This is a genomic window from Methylicorpusculum sp., from assembly GCF_030651835.1.
Lineage (GTDB): Bacteria > Pseudomonadota > Gammaproteobacteria > Methylococcales > Methylomonadaceae > Methylicorpusculum.
Genome location: NZ_JAUSBX010000055.1, coordinates 1 through 15,043 on the forward strand (window position 1 = coordinate 1; position 15,043 = coordinate 15,043).

14 protein-coding genes are annotated in these 15,043 nt (G+C 49.1%); 7 read left to right on the plus strand and 7 right to left on the minus strand.

The genetic code is table 11. The annotated features are described in order from the left end of the window. The first annotated feature begins 123 nt into the window (after positions 1–123). From Q7V32_RS07100 to Q7V32_RS07130, 7 genes are all read left to right on the plus strand, one after another. On the plus strand, positions 124–246 hold the full coding sequence (locus Q7V32_RS07100; protein WP_304896282.1) for a hypothetical protein: 123 nt from the start codon (positions 124–126) through the stop codon (positions 244–246). After that, complete coding sequence (locus tag Q7V32_RS07105) at positions 243–935, plus strand: histidine phosphatase family protein (RefSeq protein WP_304896283.1); 693 nt, start codon at positions 243–245, stop codon at positions 933–935. The genes Q7V32_RS07100 and Q7V32_RS07105 overlap by 4 nt, the downstream gene beginning before the upstream one ends. A 168-nt stretch (positions 936–1,103) precedes the next feature. After that, positions 1,104–1,529, plus strand: coding sequence for a hypothetical protein (locus tag Q7V32_RS07110; protein WP_304896284.1), 426 nt, complete (start codon positions 1,104–1,106; stop codon positions 1,527–1,529). Between the two features lie 134 nt (positions 1,530–1,663). Further along, complete coding sequence (gene feoB / locus Q7V32_RS07115; protein ID WP_304896285.1) at positions 1,664–4,222, plus strand: Fe(2+) transporter permease subunit FeoB; 2,559 nt, start codon at positions 1,664–1,666, stop codon at positions 4,220–4,222. A 3-nt stretch (positions 4,223–4,225) separates the two neighbouring features. Then, positions 4,226–6,226: a cation-translocating P-type ATPase gene (locus Q7V32_RS07120; protein ID WP_304896286.1), complete on the plus strand. Its 2,001-nt coding sequence runs from the start codon at positions 4,226–4,228 to the stop codon at positions 6,224–6,226. A 31-nt stretch (positions 6,227–6,257) separates the two neighbouring features. Further along, a complete protein-coding gene (locus tag Q7V32_RS07125; protein ID WP_304896287.1) occupies positions 6,258–6,515 on the plus strand; it encodes a hypothetical protein in 258 nt (85 codons plus the stop codon). Next, entirely contained in the window at positions 6,512–7,201 is a 690-nt protein-coding gene (locus Q7V32_RS07130) for a hypothetical protein (protein ID WP_304896288.1), read from the plus strand. Before Q7V32_RS07125 ends, Q7V32_RS07130 begins: the two co-directional genes overlap by 4 nt. A 170-nt stretch (positions 7,202–7,371) precedes the next feature. On the opposite strand, the gene Q7V32_RS07135 is transcribed toward Q7V32_RS07130, so the two are convergent. From Q7V32_RS07135 to Q7V32_RS07165, 7 genes are all read right to left on the minus strand, one after another. Beyond that, on the minus strand, positions 7,372–7,812 hold the full coding sequence (locus Q7V32_RS07135; protein WP_304896289.1) for a cytochrome c: 441 nt from the start codon (positions 7,810–7,812) through the stop codon (positions 7,372–7,374). Between the two features lie 38 nt (positions 7,813–7,850). Next, the gene (locus Q7V32_RS07140) at positions 7,851–8,222 is read right to left on the minus strand and encodes a NifB/NifX family molybdenum-iron cluster-binding protein (RefSeq protein ID WP_370691430.1); all 372 of its coding nucleotides are present in this window, start codon (positions 8,220–8,222) and stop codon (positions 7,851–7,853) included. A 214-nt stretch (positions 8,223–8,436) separates the two neighbouring features. After that, positions 8,437–8,781, minus strand: coding sequence for a hypothetical protein (locus tag Q7V32_RS07145; protein WP_304896290.1), 345 nt, complete (start codon positions 8,779–8,781; stop codon positions 8,437–8,439). 526 nt (positions 8,782–9,307) lie between these two features. After that, a complete protein-coding gene (locus tag Q7V32_RS07150; protein ID WP_304896291.1) occupies positions 9,308–12,490 on the minus strand; it encodes a type I restriction endonuclease subunit R in 3,183 nt (1,060 codons plus the stop codon). Positions 12,491–12,495: 5 nt separating this feature from the next. Beyond that, positions 12,496–13,176: a winged helix-turn-helix transcriptional regulator gene (locus tag Q7V32_RS07155; protein ID WP_304896292.1), complete on the minus strand. Its 681-nt coding sequence runs from the start codon at positions 13,174–13,176 to the stop codon at positions 12,496–12,498. Positions 13,177–13,260: 84 nt separating this feature from the next. After that, positions 13,261–13,857, minus strand: coding sequence for a DUF4276 family protein (locus Q7V32_RS07160; RefSeq protein ID WP_304896293.1), 597 nt, complete (start codon positions 13,855–13,857; stop codon positions 13,261–13,263). Next, positions 13,854–14,948 carry an AAA family ATPase gene (locus Q7V32_RS07165; RefSeq protein WP_304896294.1) on the minus strand — a complete coding sequence of 365 codons (1,095 nt, stop codon included), beginning with the start codon at positions 14,946–14,948 and terminating at the stop codon, positions 13,854–13,856. The genes Q7V32_RS07160 and Q7V32_RS07165 overlap by 4 nt, the downstream gene beginning before the upstream one ends. Positions 14,949–15,043 lie beyond the last annotated feature (95 nt).

Genomic DNA, 15,043 nt, shown 5'->3' on the forward strand with positions numbered 1-15,043 from the left:
GTTTTACCAAGCGGGTAATCAATTCCGCAAGCTCTTCTGTAAACATGACGGACGGGGCAATGGTTTCTTTCATCTTTGTCGGCCTGAGGTATTTCGCAAAATTACCATTATGACGGGATTTTTATGCCTGCGGTATCCCTAAAGCAACAACTCCAGGCCAAGTTAATCGAGCACAGGCATTACATTAATCAGTACGGTGAAGACATGCCTGAGATTCTTAATTGGAAGTGGAGCAAACGCCCATGAATTCACAACAATCCAGGGATTTTGGAGACAACGACCTGTTAAGCAGGGATGAAAATGTCGCCAAACCTTTACACCTTTACCTGATTCGTCATGGCGAAACCGAGTGGGCTATCTCCGGTCGACATACTGGTAGCTCGGATATTCCGTTAACCACAAATGGCGAGAATGAGGCGCGTGAACTAGGCAAACATATCCGCGACATTGCCTTTGAACATGTGCTTTGCAGTCCGCTCAAGCGTGCCCGGCGCACCTGTGAACTGGTTAGCCTGGATCAAGCCCCGGAAATCGAAGCAGATTTGGCGGAATGGGCTTTTGGTGATTATGAAGGGCTGCATTTAGCCGAGATTCTACAAATACACCCAGGCTGGAATGTGTTGGCGGACGGTTGTCCAAACGGTGAAATGCCCGCACAAATTTTAGCGCGCACTGACCGGCTGATTGCCCGTTTGCGTCAGCTTAAAGGTAATGTTGCACTGTTTTCACATGGCAAGTTCGGCGGCATTTTGGCGGCGCGATGGATCGGATTACCGATCACTGAAGCCAGTCATTTCCCGCTGGGAACCGCATCGGTGAGCATGCTGGGCTACGATCATCATCACCCCGAGGTGTCAGTGATCGACTTATGGAATGTGGTCGGACATAAATCATTAGACACTTTAAAGTTAGCAGGTACGGCGGAGATAGGCTAAGACTCAACTATGGCATGAGCGCTAATCAAACCTCTCGAGACAATAAATCAAGTAATTATTCAGTGCGTTTGGGCCCTTATTGATTGAACCGCACCAACAGGCTGTAGAGACGCAACATTTTGCATCTCTAACCATGGAAGCGACGACCACATTTTTTGGAGAATGAAAATGCATCAAACGATAACGCAGCGCTTGACAGACGCTTTGCAAGATGAATATAAATCGCGTGCGACCTATCGAAAAGTAATTGAAAAATTCGGTCCGGTCCGCCCATTCGTCAACATTGTTGAGGCCGAGGGTCGCCACGTCGACGCCTTGATTGCATTGTTTGAGAAGTATCAAATACCGGTTCCGGAAGATCGTTGGTCTGAACGGATCACTGTTCCTGATACGTTTGAACAAGCTTGCCTAAATGCGGTCGCTGACGAAAAAGCCAATAGGGCAATGTATGACCAGCTGATCGCTGCCAGTCCGGAACCGGATATTCGCCGGGTATTGGAAAACCTGCAATCCGCTTCCCGTGACCGTCATTTGCCGGCTTTCGAACGTAACGCTTCGAAACACGGTAAAGGTGGCATGAGAAAGCACGGTTAGGGTGTCTCGTTGATTAAATCAACTTCCTCATTCTAGCGAATGCGGGGATGACGAAACGTACTGTGCTGTTCTGACTGTCTTCCGCACTTGCAGCAACCAGCTCAATTAAGAAAGTTCTTTCAGGGAAGTTTCAAATGTGTATCAATTTATGTGACATGAAGCAGGGTGATCGGGGACGCGTGGTAGGTTTCCGGAAAAACTTTTTGCCTTATCAAAAGAAACTGCTGTCTATGGGTTTAACGCCCGACACTGAATTTGAACTGGTACGCATTGCGCCCTTAGGCGATCCGGTTGAAATCAGAGTGCGCGGCACCGATCTTAGTCTGCGGCAGAGTGAGGTGGCTGGATTGAAAATTGAGCGCCTTAAAAACGAAGCACTCAGTTTGAAGCCAACACCGGAACAGAAGTCGGAATATACCATCGCTGTCATCGGCAATCCCAACTGCGGTAAAACCACCCTTTTTAATGGTCTGACCGGTGCCCGTCAACATGTTGGCAATTGGGCGGGGGTTACTGTCGAACAAAAAACCGGCTTTTACCGTTACGAAAATAAAGCCGTCAAAGTGGTCGATTTACCCGGCATCTATGCGCTGGACGTGAACGAGACGGCTACTTCTCTAGATGAAAAAATCGCCAGGGATTACATCCTTTCCCAGCAGGCCGACCTGATCATAAATATCGTCGACACCTCCCATCTCGAACATAACCTGTACCTGACCATACAACTCCTGGAAATGGAGCTGCCGATACTGGTGGTTTTGAATAACATGGACGATGCCACAGGCCAAGGTATAACCATCGATTGCGATGAATTGGCCCGCAACCTCGATTGCCCCTTGGTTTCGTTGATCGCAACGCGGGCCGATGATGTCAGAGCCCTGAAAGCGACGATTAACCAGTTAGCCGAAAATAAAACGCTGTCGACTTTCTCTATCGACTATCCGCTAGAGGTTAAAGCTGCGCTGGATAAGCTCTCGCCATTAGTTGAACAAAAATTAGCCAACCGGTTTGGCAATTCGCGCTGGTTTGCAGGCAAACTGCTGGAGCGGGACGGTTTCGCGCTGAGTCATGCCGATGCTCTGCTGACTGAGACAGCGGAAAAACTGCGCAATGAGATTGAAGACAAAGCCACTGAAGATGCGGATATCATAATTATTGACAGCCGCTACGGATTTATCAGCCTTCTGGTACAAAAGACACTGACCAGGCAATCCGGGCAGGCTCCGAGTCTGTCGGATACAATCGACAACGTGGTATTAAATCGATTTTTAGCCATTCCGATCTTCCTCGGGGTAATGTATTTGATGTTCACCTTCACCATTAAACTGGGCCGGGTCTTCAAGCCGTTTTTTAACGATCTGGCTCAGGCATTTTTTGTGGACGGGTTGGGCGCATTTTTAGGACTGATGAACAGCCCGCAATGGCTGATAACACTGATTGCCACGGGTGTTGGTAACGGCATTCGGGAGGTGGCTGCGTTTATCCCGATTCTCGGTTTTCTGTATCTGTTTATTTCAGTACTTGAAGAGTCCGGGTATATGGCCAGAGCGACTTTTGCGATGGATCGTTTCATGCGTGTATTGGGACTCCCCGGCAAAGCCTTTGTACCAATGATCCTGGGCTTTGGCTGTAACGTCCCGGCCATGCTTGCGACCCGCACGCTGGAGCGTCCGCGTGACCGGCTTTTGAGTCTGGTGTTGAATCCATTCATGACTTGCGGCGCTCGCTTGGTGGTATTTACACTGTTTGCGGCCGCCTTTTTTCCGGATAACGGCGGGATGGTCGTGTTTGTACTTTATATGATAGGGATTGTGGCTGCTCTGCTGACGGCGTTACTGCTGAAACACAGTTTTCTGAAAGAGGAATCCTCTCTGGTGATGATGGAAATCCCCAGCTATCACATCCCGAAGCTGAAAAATGTGTTGATTAACAGCTGGACTCGGCTCAAAGCATTTATGGTACGGGTCGGTAAAATCATTATTACCATGGTGGTGATCTTGAACCTGCTCAGTTCGTTGGGAACAGACGGCTCATATCAAGCAAATAATATTGAACATTCAGTGCTCAGTGCGGCTGGGCGTGCATTGACGCCGACGCTGGCGCCACTGGGTATCAGAGAAGATAACTGGCCTGCAACCGTTGCGTTATTTACCGGGATTCTGCATAAAGCCGTCGTGATCAGCACGCTGAAAACCATCTACTCGGAAAGTCCCGCCGCTAAGGCAGCTCTTCAAGCACAAGACTTTAATCTTAATGATGCGGTCAAACGGGCTTTTATGACGATTCCCATGGGGCTGAAAAAAATGATCGGGATTGGGGTAACGCAACCGACTAGCCAAAATACATTTATTACCGAATTGCATACCCATTTTGAAGGACAAGTAGGCGCTTTTGCCTATTTGCTGTTTGTTTTGCTTTATTTTCCCTGTATTGCCACTTCAGCGGCTGCCTATAGAGAATCCAGCCTGCGCTGGTCGGTATTCATGGTGTTCTGGTCCACCGGTCTAGCCTATCTGACTGCAACGCTGTTTTATCAATTAGCGACCTATAGCCAGCATCCGCGAACCTCAATGGCATGGCTGACAATGATTGCGTTAATCACAATCGCTGTGGTGCTGATATTTCGTTATTGGGGCGGACAGCATCAAGCTTCTATGTCCATCAACGCCATTAAACCTTCAACCAAGGACTAACGAATGCCGTATAAAACTTATTTCGACAAAATCGACGCCCAACTACTGAAAATCAGCCCCCGCCGGGACATCATGTTGTTGCGCGTTATTGCCGCGGCCATTCCGGTGGTCTGTTTTGCTTTGGATGCCTTTTATGACATGCCGGTGCTTTATTGGTTGGGTATTCCATTTTATTTGATCTGTCTGGCGCTTTATCTGGAAGCCTTGTTAAAAACCATCCTATTGATGCACAAGGTTTCAGCAGAGTTATTAATCGTCTTAGTGATGATCGTCACTTTGATTGACGGTGAACCGCTGAGTGGTGCGATGGTCGCTTGGTTTATTGGGCTGGGGCTTTATATTTCGTTTACGATTATCAGAAAAAACCGTGAAAAAATCGAAGTGCTGATTCAGGACAGCAAAAAAACCGCCCAAGTCATGCAGGGCGATGAAATCCATGAAATTCCGCTGCTGGAGGTGCAAAAGCAGGATGTGATCATCGTACCCAAAGGCGCCATGATCACCGTCGATGGCGTTATCAGCGAAGGTGAGTCTTCTATCGATGAAGCCTTTGTGACCGGTGAGCCTTTTCCGGTATTTAAACAACGCGGCGATGCAGTGATTTCCGGCACCTTGAATTTAACCGCGCCACTGCAGGTGGTCGCGGAAAAAAACGGTAATGACGCGTTTATTGCGATTATGACGCGGGAAATCGAAGCCGGACTCCAGCAAAAATCCACCTTACAGAAACGCGCCGATTTAACCGTTCAGGTGCTCATCCTCGGCGTCACAGCCTATGCCTTTTTGCTGTTGTTTATGACCGGCAGTCTGCATCTGATGGCTACGGCGCTTGCCGTGGTGTGTCCCTGTGCCTGGGCCTTGGCAACGCCCACTGCCTTTGCCGCCAATATCGGCCGCTTAGCGCGTAGCAACATTCTGGCTCGCGGCGGCGAGCCGTTGGAAAACATGCAGGATATTAAAACCCTGATTTTGGATAAAACCGGCACTGTCACGATGGCTGTTCCGGAAGTCAGCCAGGTGATTGCCCTCACCATGGCCGAACAGGACTTGCTGACCTTATGTGCATCGGTTGAATCCCGATTCGATCATCCGATTGCCAATGCAATCGTCGCGTATGCCAATGGGCACGGTGTGTCGCATTTGCAAAAAGTGACCCAGGTCGAAGACTTGCCGGGCCGTGGCATAAAAGCCCGAATCGGAGCTGATGAAGATCTGATCGGCAGTGAGGAAACCCTGCAGCAACTCGATATCGAACTGCCCGCTTTAGATTACACCGGTAGGGCAATATGGGTGGCTGTTAACCGAGAAGTTAAAGGGGTGATTGTTATTCGCGACATTATCCGTGCCGAAATGCAGGGTTTGGTTGCTGCCATCCATGACTGCGGGATCAAAACAGTACTGCTGGCCACAGGTGACAATGAGGAAAGCGAAGCGAAACGGGTGGCTGAATACATCGGTGCCGATGGCTATTTTTTCAACTTTAAGCCGGATGATAAAACTGCGTTGGTCAAGAAGATGCAGCTGGAAGGCAAGGTTGCCATGGTGGGCGACGGCGTCAACGATGCACCGGCCCTGGCTGCAGCTAATGTCGGGATTGCCATAGGCGGCCATAAAAATGTCAGTTTGGCGGTCATGTCTGCCGATATTGTGATTCTAGGCGACGACGCCAAGGACTTGATCACGATACTGCGACTTAGTCGAAAAATGGGCGGCATTATCAAGCAAAATTATATCTGGGCAATGGGCTTTAACGCGATTGGGCTAACCCTGGCAACCCTCGGAGTCCTTAACCCTATCGTGGCCGCATTATTTCATCATCTCAGTTCGGTCTTTGTCGTAGTCAATGCTGGTCGGTTATATTTCACCGGCATTGAAAATTCTCCGGTCGGTCCTTTGTTTCAGAAAATGGATGAAATCACCCGTCGAAAACAAATGAGCCCGGTGGAGCCTTTGGTAATCAATACTGAAAACGCTACCGAATCCATGGTTGAACAACAGCCCTGATCGTAAAGCGTTATTCAAAAAGAGACGATAAATGCTGCTATGGATCATGGGTTTCAGTGCTTTAGGCAGCGTCGGCGCTGTCTGTTGTGCGGCCTTGTTTTTGTTTTTTCCGGAAAGCATTCGCAAAGTGCTTATCCCTTGTCTGATCAGTTATGCGACCGGGACATTGCTCAGTGCCGCATTTCTCGGCATGCTTCCCAACGCATTGTTACAGGCACCGGCAATCCCTGTCATAGCTACGGTACTTGCCGGTATCCTAGGTTTTTTCATTTTGGAGGATAAGGCTTGAATAATGACATCGAAATCGAATTCCACGCTATCAATGATGAATCTCAGGTCCTCGCAACTTACGAAAAGCAGCTGGCCGAATGCGGTGAAGAGCAATCTGCCGGCTATTTTGAAAATTTAGAGTGGTGGCGCCTTAGTTCTTTTAGTTTTTTACGGGCTACTAGAAATCAAGTGTCCTGGATTAAAGCAATGCCAGAAATATCAACCCTAACCGCAGTATCACTGGCAGCGGTTCTTACCGGCTGTGCATCGCTAGAACAAGGGGCTATGCCAAAACAAATTATTACTGACCGTCAGGCGGTATTACACGTGATCACCGGTAGTAAATTGAGGGACCAAATGCACCGGGTGAACAACCTGATGTTAGAGCGCAATATGACAGAACTGGAATTAGATAGCCAAAGGCGGCAGATAACCTCACGAGTATTGGATGTTGCCACAGGCGCTGAAAGCGCGATGGACTGCATGTTAGCAGGAGTGCCTAGTTTAAATCTCAATGCCGAAAGGCAAAAGTTGTTCCTTGCTCTGGCAGATAAGCTCCGCAACGAAGTGAAAACCCTCAAAACTCAAGCCCAAACCCATCAGTTAGCCGATATCCCCGCTACGTTGGATAGAATGGACACTACCTGTAAATCCTGTCACGAGTTGTTCCCTGACTTTACTATCGATCAGGCCTCTATAAGCTGATGCTGATAACTCCGTCGTGGCTCTCTAATTTGACACTTTTAGCGCGAGCCATTTTCGGACGTTGAACGATTATTGATAGGTTGTAGGCAACTTAGTTAATCCTGGCTAACGTCAACATGGCAAATGCCCCTCAGATTTTATCTGAGTGATCAACCTATGACGGTTTAGTGTCATTCCTGCAGGCGGTACACATACTCCGTCAATGCTAAAATTCGACTGCGAGCAGCTGATTCGCTATCTTGCGGAGGATAATTGTCGAAGTACAATGAACTTTGGTTATTAAAGGCATTTCCCCAGATCGGCATTTCGCGCGGCCCATGCGCCTTGACCTCCTGACGTCCGTCTATGATCTGAAAAACCCGGTCAAACGGGAAAATGCCATTGTTATTCTTGGCGAGTACGGTCAGGTTGGGCACTGGCCTCGCTAACAACGATTTTAGCGGTCCATCATCACCCTTGCCGGTTAAGCCATGACAAACGGCACATGCCGAATTGTATTCATTTTTTCCGACATCCAACTTTTCCGCGGCAAAGGCAGTATTTGATAAGCCGATCAGCAGGATTCCGAAAGATGATAATGACAGAGCCCGGAGTTTCTTAGAAATAGTCATGTTGCCTCCAAAAAGGGTATTGTACAAAAGGCATGGCTTTAGTGATGGCTGTGTTCATGCGCATGTTCATGGGGTTCAAAAGGTTCGGTTTTCAGGGTGCCGTTTAAAAAATCCTTTACAGCTTGTTCCGGATTGGTTTCCTTGGTGATCAAGGCTTGAATATTTCTTTGTTGCAGGCGACTCGCTAGCCCGGCGCCCATTCCTCCGACAATCAGCACCTGAAAGTGATCCAAAGGGGGTGGCTCGAAAGGAGATGACTCATGGAATGACTCTTCTTTAGGCAGCTCCAGCAATTCTTTCTCGGAAATCGCATTATTATCGATGGTATACATCCAGACTTTTCTACACCGGCCGGTATGTCCGCTTATTTCTTTTCGATTCTGACTGGCGAAAGCAATTTTAATACCAATTCTTGATTGACTGGTCTAACGTCATGCTTTCGAAACGCTGTTAAAAAAGATCGAATTAATAATTGGATGGTAAAAGCGGTTCGATGCCTTCAAACTTAGCGTCTGGATGATGTTTAACAATCACTTGACTGATTGCGTCTATGCGTTCTTTTGGAATATCGACCATGACCAGCAATTGGCCTGCTTCAATAGCTTCTTCATAGTTTTTAACCTTTCAATTACCCACCTGAAGACCCGCCAGTCCGCTCATGATGGCGCCGATGGTCGCGCCGTAAAATAAAATGCCCAAAAGCGGTCCTCCTGCAATTGCAAAACCGGCAAATCGCAAAGCCACCATGCCTGCCAGTACGCCGGTTACACCACCCAGTGCGGCACCCCGTTCCAGCGCAGGGATGAAATCGGTTTTCTGAAATACTGATGCTTCGGGCATATCTTCCAGGGGCGTGTCCCGTTTTGCCAAAATGTGTAGGTAACGGTCTTCGATGCCTTCTCCACGTAACTCATCAACAATTTTATGCGTTGTGGCAATATCCGGAACTAAAAAATAGATTCGTCTCACGGTCTTCTCCCGTTCAATTTGGATTTTTATAACCGGCAGGAAGAGGGCGCCGGTTTAATTGATAAGGCGGTCTGTTATGTAAGTAATTGCTTATATTGTCCTGAAAATATTTGCATGAAAGCAAGCGTTTTGATGGTTTCTTGAGTGAACATTCAGGAAACGTATCAGCTCACCCCTTCCTATTTTATTGGGTGTAGGAGCTTGATTTCAAAGGACGCATGAATACATCCTTGTAGCTCTCTGGAACATCCCTGTTGCAGAAGCCTTTTCAATCAAACACCTACACCTTCTATTTCAAGCGGGCGAGTAGTTACCAGGAAACAAAGTAACTGGGTAGTGGCGGATTTATCAGCAGGGAAGGGATCAATGCTGTTAATTTAAGGCAAACGTAAGTCTTTTGCACACCTTCCGGCAAAGGATCTATATTCAGGACTTGGTAAATAGCCGCCAGTTCCGTTTTCGGACGCGCTGCTGCACGGGCAGGATCTTTCCCAGACTGCTCCGGCGATATAGCAAGGTTCTACCGCTAAACCCACTCGGCACACAAATTCTCGGCTTGCTCCAGCACCAGTTGAACCGCCTCTTCCTGTTTGGCTGGCGGGTATTTGTATTTGCGCAAAATACGCTTGACCATCAACCTCAAACTGGCACGAACGCTTTCCCGCACCGACCAATCGACACGGGCACTTTTACGTAAATTTTCCGCCAATTCATGGGCTATTTTTTTCAGAACTTCATCACCCAGCGCACGCGCCGATTCCTCATTGTTTGCCAACGCATCGTAAAAGGCCAGTTCATCGGCATTCAGACCAAGATCGTCGCCCCGGTTGACGGCTTCCTTAAACTTCTTTGCCATCTGGATCAACTCTTCCATCACCTGCGCGGTTTCGATAGAACGATTCTGATAACGTTTGATGACGTTGACGAGCAGTTCAGAGAACTTATTTTGCTGCACGACATTACTGGCGAAGCGGGTTTTGATTTCGCCTTCCAGCAAACGCTCCAACAATTCAACGGCGAGATTGCGTTCAGGCAGGTTGCGTAGGTCATTAAGGAAGTCTTCATCCAGGATGCCGATATTGGGCTTATCCAGACCCACCGCATTGAAGATGTCCACCACTTCTTCAGATACCACCGCCGAACCGATGATCTGGCGAATGGCGAGCTCACGCTCTTCATTGGTTTTCTTTTTGCTGCTGAGGTCTTTCTTGGTCAGGAGTACTTTGACTGCCTGGAAGAAGGCGACTTCTTCACGCACGGCCTTGGCCTCATCCAGCGTGCAACATAAGGTAAAGGCCTTGGACATCGCCAAGGCCGTGTCGCAGAAGCGCTTCTTGCCCTCTTCGATGCCGAGCACATGGTTGGCGGTCTTCGCCAGTAGGTTATGGCCTCCGGTCAGGAATCCGCTGTAATCGAAGGTGTGCAGCATAGCCCGCAGAATATCCATTTTTTCGGCCAGCACGGCATAGGCTTCATGGGCATCGACCGTGAGGCTGCCGCGTCCTTTGCTGGCCGTGTATTCTTTCAAAGCTTGTTTTAGGTCGCTGGCAATGCCGATGTAATCAACCACCAAACCGCCCTGTTTGTCGCGGAATACGCGGTTTACTCGGGCAATGGCTTGCATCAGGTTGTGGCCTTTCATCGGCTTGTCCACATACATCGTATGCACACATGGCGCATCAAAACCGGTCAGCCACATGTCACGCACGATCACCAATCGCATGGGGTCGTCGGGATTCTTGAAGCGTTTTTCCAGTCGTTTTTTGACTTGTTTGGAATAGATATGGGGGCGCAACAAGGGCTTATCGCTGGCAGAACCGGTCATCACCACCTTGATCACGCCTTTTTCGGGATCATCATCATGCCAGTCGGGTCGCAGGGCGATAATCGCATTATAAAGATGTACCGAGATTTCGCGGCTCATGGCTACGATCATGGCTTTACCGGATTGCGCTTTACTGCGTTCTTCAAAGTGGGCAACCAGATCGGCTGCCACTTGCTCAATTCTGGGTTCTGCTCCGACAATGCTTTCCAATGCCGCCCACTTACTCTTAAGCCGGGCTTGCTGATCATCTTCTTCGTCTTCCGCCAGTTCATCCACTTCGGCATCAATGTCGGGCAATGACTCGGCCTTCAAACCCAGTTTAGCCAGGCGTGATTCAAAATAAATTGCGACTGTCGCCCCGTCATCCCGTGCCTGTTGCATATCGTAGATGTGGATGTAATCACCAAACACGGCGCGGGTGTTGCGGTCTTCGGAGGCTACCGGGGTGCCGGTAAAAGCGACGAAGGTTGCATTGGGTAAAGCGTCTCGCAAATGCTGGGCATAGCCGACCTGGTAGTACGAGGCAGCATCCGAAACGGCATCTTGCTGAGTCGACAGGTCACTACTCGACGAGTTACCCCGTACTTTTCTGGTTTTTAGCTTGGCTTCAAAACCATACTGCGTGCGGTGCGCTTCATCGGCTATCACGACAATGTTATGACGATCCGACAGCACGGGGAAGCTGTCTTCATCCGCTCCGGGCATGAACTTTTGAATAGTCGCAAAGACGATGCCGCCAGAGGGGCGATGGGCTAACTTGGCCCGCAAATCTTGACGCGTTTCACCCTGGACGGGCTGCTCGCGCAGTAAATCCTGAGCCAGCGAGAACACGCCAAACAATTGCCCATCCAGATCATTGCGGTCGGTAATGACCACGATGGTCGGATTTTCCATCGCTATTTCGCGCATCACCCGGGCGGCAAAACAGGTCATGGTGATACTCTTGCCTGAACCTTGGGTGTGCCAGACCACCCCGCCTTTTTGACTGCCACCGGGTCTTGACGCAGCTATGACCTGAGTGATGGCTGAACGCACCGCATGGTACTGGTGATAACCGGCAATTTTCTTGACCAGTGTGCCGTCATCTTCAAACAGGACAAAGAAGCGCAGAAAATCCAGCAGATAGTCTGGAGCCAGGACACCGCGCACCAGTGTTTCCAGTTCATTAAATTGACCGAGCGGATCAAGCGTTAATCCGTCAATGGTTCGCCAGGCCATAAACCGCTCTGCTTCGGCAGACAGGGAGCCCATTAAAGCTTCAGTGCCGTCCGAGATGACCAGTATTTCGTTGTACTGGAATACATCCGGGATTTGCTCTTTATAAGTTTGTATCTGCCCGTAGGCTTTCCATACATCGGCAGTCAGGTCGGCTGGGTTTTTCAGTTCCAGCAGCACCAGCGGCAAGCCGTTGACGAATAGAATGATGTCCGGGCGACGGGTATATTTGTGGCCTTTGATGGAAAACTGATTGATTGCCAGCCATTCATTTTTTCCTTTGCCCTCCGGGAGAAGCTGGCCCTCAGGGCCGGATGAGGGTGAATCCCAGTCCATCAGACGGACAAAATCGCCTCTTGTTTCGCCATCGATCTGATAGTGCACCGGCACGCCGTTAACCAGCAAGTGATGAAAGTGGCGATTGGCTGCCAGTAGCACCGGCGTATCCAGATTCAAGACCTGCTGTAAGGCATCTTCGCGGGCGACCAAAGGCACCCAAGGGTTAAGCCGGTTGATCGCATTGCGCAAGCGTTCTACCAAAACCACCTGACTGTAATTGCTGCGCTCCGGCGTCTTGCCATCGAAGGCAAGGTCAGGGCCATAGACTGAGGTGTAGCCAACATCGTTTAGCCAGCTCAGGGTTTCTTGTTCCAGTTGGTCTTCGGTCATGGTTTTTATTCCAATACTTGCCAATACCCGCCTTTAGGCGGCCCAATGCGCGCCAAGCGCTCTTCTTGCTTAAGTTTCTCAATTTGTTTTAAAACAGCACGTTTGCTAATGCCTAGCGCATCGCCCAATTGCTGAGTCGAACATTGCGGATTTTCAACCAGTAGCTGAAGAATTTTGTCCTCGGTTTTTGGTGAACTTATCGGTGAACCTATCGGTGAACTAATTCCCGACGCGTCTGTGGAATTTGCAGAAGCAACCACCGCCCAATCCATCTCCAATACTGTTTGGTCAAACGGCTCGACCGTATCGGGCAAGCGCATGACTTGCCCTTCGGCTACCCAACCGGCGCGAATTTTCGGCAAACCGGAGCCCGCCCGTTCTCCCAGATTGATCAATAAAAACAACTGGTGCAAGGTCCGGTTACGACAGTCACTGGCACCGCCGTGCAAAGCCTGCGCTACCGGCACTCGCATCATGCCGGGATTACGAAACACAAAGCCTGCCGGTTGTTTCACCACCGGCAACCGCGCAAAGACCAGCTCGGCAGCATGGTTGAGCGTGACATAGCTGTCGATGGCCAGAGCCGAATCGCAGGCGGCAATGGATGCAGCACAAACGCCCGCACAGGCTTGCCCAATGTTGTGGAAGTGAAGTAGTCGCCGGTGCTGTGCATGGTGTGAAAACATTCTTTAGTAGGGAGCCGTTATATTAAAACAATCTTTAATAGGATGCGTGGTTATGAAAGAAAAGTCGAATGAGTAGCGAGTTAGCTAATTCAAATTTTCCAACTGCGTCAGCCAATTATTGAAACGTGGGCAGTGTAGACGGATGTTGACTAACCCGGCCAGTTCAATGATCTCTGGGCCATGCAGCTTTTTGTCATAACCGGGAAACAATTTTTTCATTCGATGCGATGGGCTAGTTTCTACGCTATCGTTCACCAACTCCGGCGACTCGCAGCGATTAACGGCCTCTTGCATTTGGTTTAGCTGGTTGGCGGAGCCTTGCAGCCATTCTATGGCTTTGTCCGGAACTGCAAACAGTAAGGCTTCAAATTCATACTTCTGTACATAGGGAATCAGGCGGTTGCTGAAGGACGGGTCAATCGTCTCACGAATTGCCATCTCCAATTCTTCGACACTGCGTTGTCCTCGTCCCTTGAAACCATAGTAATCGTAAAAAGTGGTGACACGATCAAATGAACCCAATAGCCTCGGCAGTTCCCCACGAATTTTATCCAAACTGACATTGCCTCGAATATCTATGGGGGTTACCGAATAATCAAACTGCAATAAATGCGGCCGTAACACTCGACTAACAAACTCCCTCTCCGTCGAACCTTCCACGCTGATGCCTAATCGCTTCATTCCGGGGTGCCTCCCAGTACGTTCATTTCCCAAACGTCACCTAACTTATAGTGGTCTAACCAAGCCGCCACTTCTGTTTCTTGTAGACGACGGAAGACCGAAGCATTATTGACTTGATCAACGACAACGAAATCTTCCCAACTGAACTGGTTAGCCAATGTCACTGATTGTGTCGAGGCAATGATCTGGGTTTTCTCGCTAGCAGAACGCATGAGGCTTGCCAGTAGCTGCATCGCAAACGGGTGTAACCCTAGTTCGGGTTCATCCAGCAAAATAATCGTAGGTAATCGCGGCTGCAATAGCAGCGTAACTAAGCAAATAAAGCGCAAGGTACCGTCAGAGAGCATGGTGGCATCGAAATAGTCGTCACTCCCTTTATGCTTCCACCGTAAACGAATCATGAAATTGGGTTCAGGTTCGAAGATAAAGTCTTGAAAAAAAGGGGCTACTCTCTGAATAGTTCGTACTATGTGCGTGTAAGCGGGGGTATTTCGGATGCCATACAAAAATGCCGCCAGGTTTTCTCCTTGTGGCATTAGCCGGTTGGCTCCAAAAATGTTGTATGCCGTTTTTACCTTGGCAGTGTCGCTGGTATCGTGAAAATGATAAACCTTCCAGTCTTGCAGATAACCGGCAACATGTTCTGATGGATTAAGCGTCCCTGCTGCAGGTAGCTTTGACTCCAAAGCGCCTGCGCCTGCTAAAGGGTATGCTTTAGTTCCCCCCAGATACCTCAACTCGTCCGCATAAAAAAGTGCGGCTTCCCTGGCAAATACCAACGTATCATCAGTTGTCGGCACCAATTCTGCGCGATAGCCATTGGGCCTGAAATGTAGATCGATCACCATCTTTTCGGTAGTCTTGCGTCCAAAGAACAGCGTTCTGTCCGCACCGTTGAGTTGTGTCCTTACATGTAACTGCATTTCCTTATCCACCAGCTTATTCATGAACTTGAAAAAACTGATGAAGTTGGATTTGCCTGCACCATTGGAGCCAATCAAGATATTCAGCGGAGACAACGATAGGTCCAGTGACTGAATGGACCGGTAGCCCTCGAGTTTGATGTGTTGCAGCCGTCCTATGTTATTCATTGTAAATGAGGATTTGCATATAGGTGAATTGCTTCAGATTATAAAATGGTATCGTTATTTGACATTATTGCCGATACTGACCAACCGTAGACCAA

What these genes read in the sequence shown, in the direction of transcription:
- Q7V32_RS07100 (WP_304896282.1), top strand. Translation starts at nt 124, where the DNA reads ATGCCTGCGGTATCCCTAAAGCAACAACTCCAGGCCAAGTTAATCGAG.
- Q7V32_RS07105 (WP_304896283.1), top strand. Translation starts at nt 243, where the DNA reads ATGAATTCACAACAATCCAGGGATTTTGGAGACAACGACCTGTTAAGC.
- Q7V32_RS07110 (WP_304896284.1), top strand. Translation starts at nt 1,104, where the DNA reads ATGCATCAAACGATAACGCAGCGCTTGACAGACGCTTTGCAAGATGAA.
- feoB (WP_304896285.1), top strand. Translation starts at nt 1,664, where the DNA reads ATGTGTATCAATTTATGTGACATGAAGCAGGGTGATCGGGGACGCGTG.
- Q7V32_RS07120 (WP_304896286.1), top strand. Translation starts at nt 4,226, where the DNA reads ATGCCGTATAAAACTTATTTCGACAAAATCGACGCCCAACTACTGAAA.
- Q7V32_RS07125 (WP_304896287.1), top strand. Translation starts at nt 6,258, where the DNA reads ATGCTGCTATGGATCATGGGTTTCAGTGCTTTAGGCAGCGTCGGCGCT.
- Q7V32_RS07135 (WP_304896289.1), bottom strand. Translation starts at nt 7,812, where the DNA reads ATGACTATTTCTAAGAAACTCCGGGCTCTGTCATTATCATCTTTCGGA.
- Q7V32_RS07150 (WP_304896291.1), bottom strand. Translation starts at nt 12,490, where the DNA reads ATGACCGAAGACCAACTGGAACAAGAAACCCTGAGCTGGCTAAACGAT.
- Q7V32_RS07155 (WP_304896292.1), bottom strand. Translation starts at nt 13,176, where the DNA reads ATGTTTTCACACCATGCACAGCACCGGCGACTACTTCACTTCCACAAC.
- Q7V32_RS07160 (WP_304896293.1), bottom strand. Translation starts at nt 13,857, where the DNA reads ATGAAGCGATTAGGCATCAGCGTGGAAGGTTCGACGGAGAGGGAGTTT.
- Q7V32_RS07165 (WP_304896294.1), bottom strand. Translation starts at nt 14,948, where the DNA reads ATGAATAACATAGGACGGCTGCAACACATCAAACTCGAGGGCTACCGG.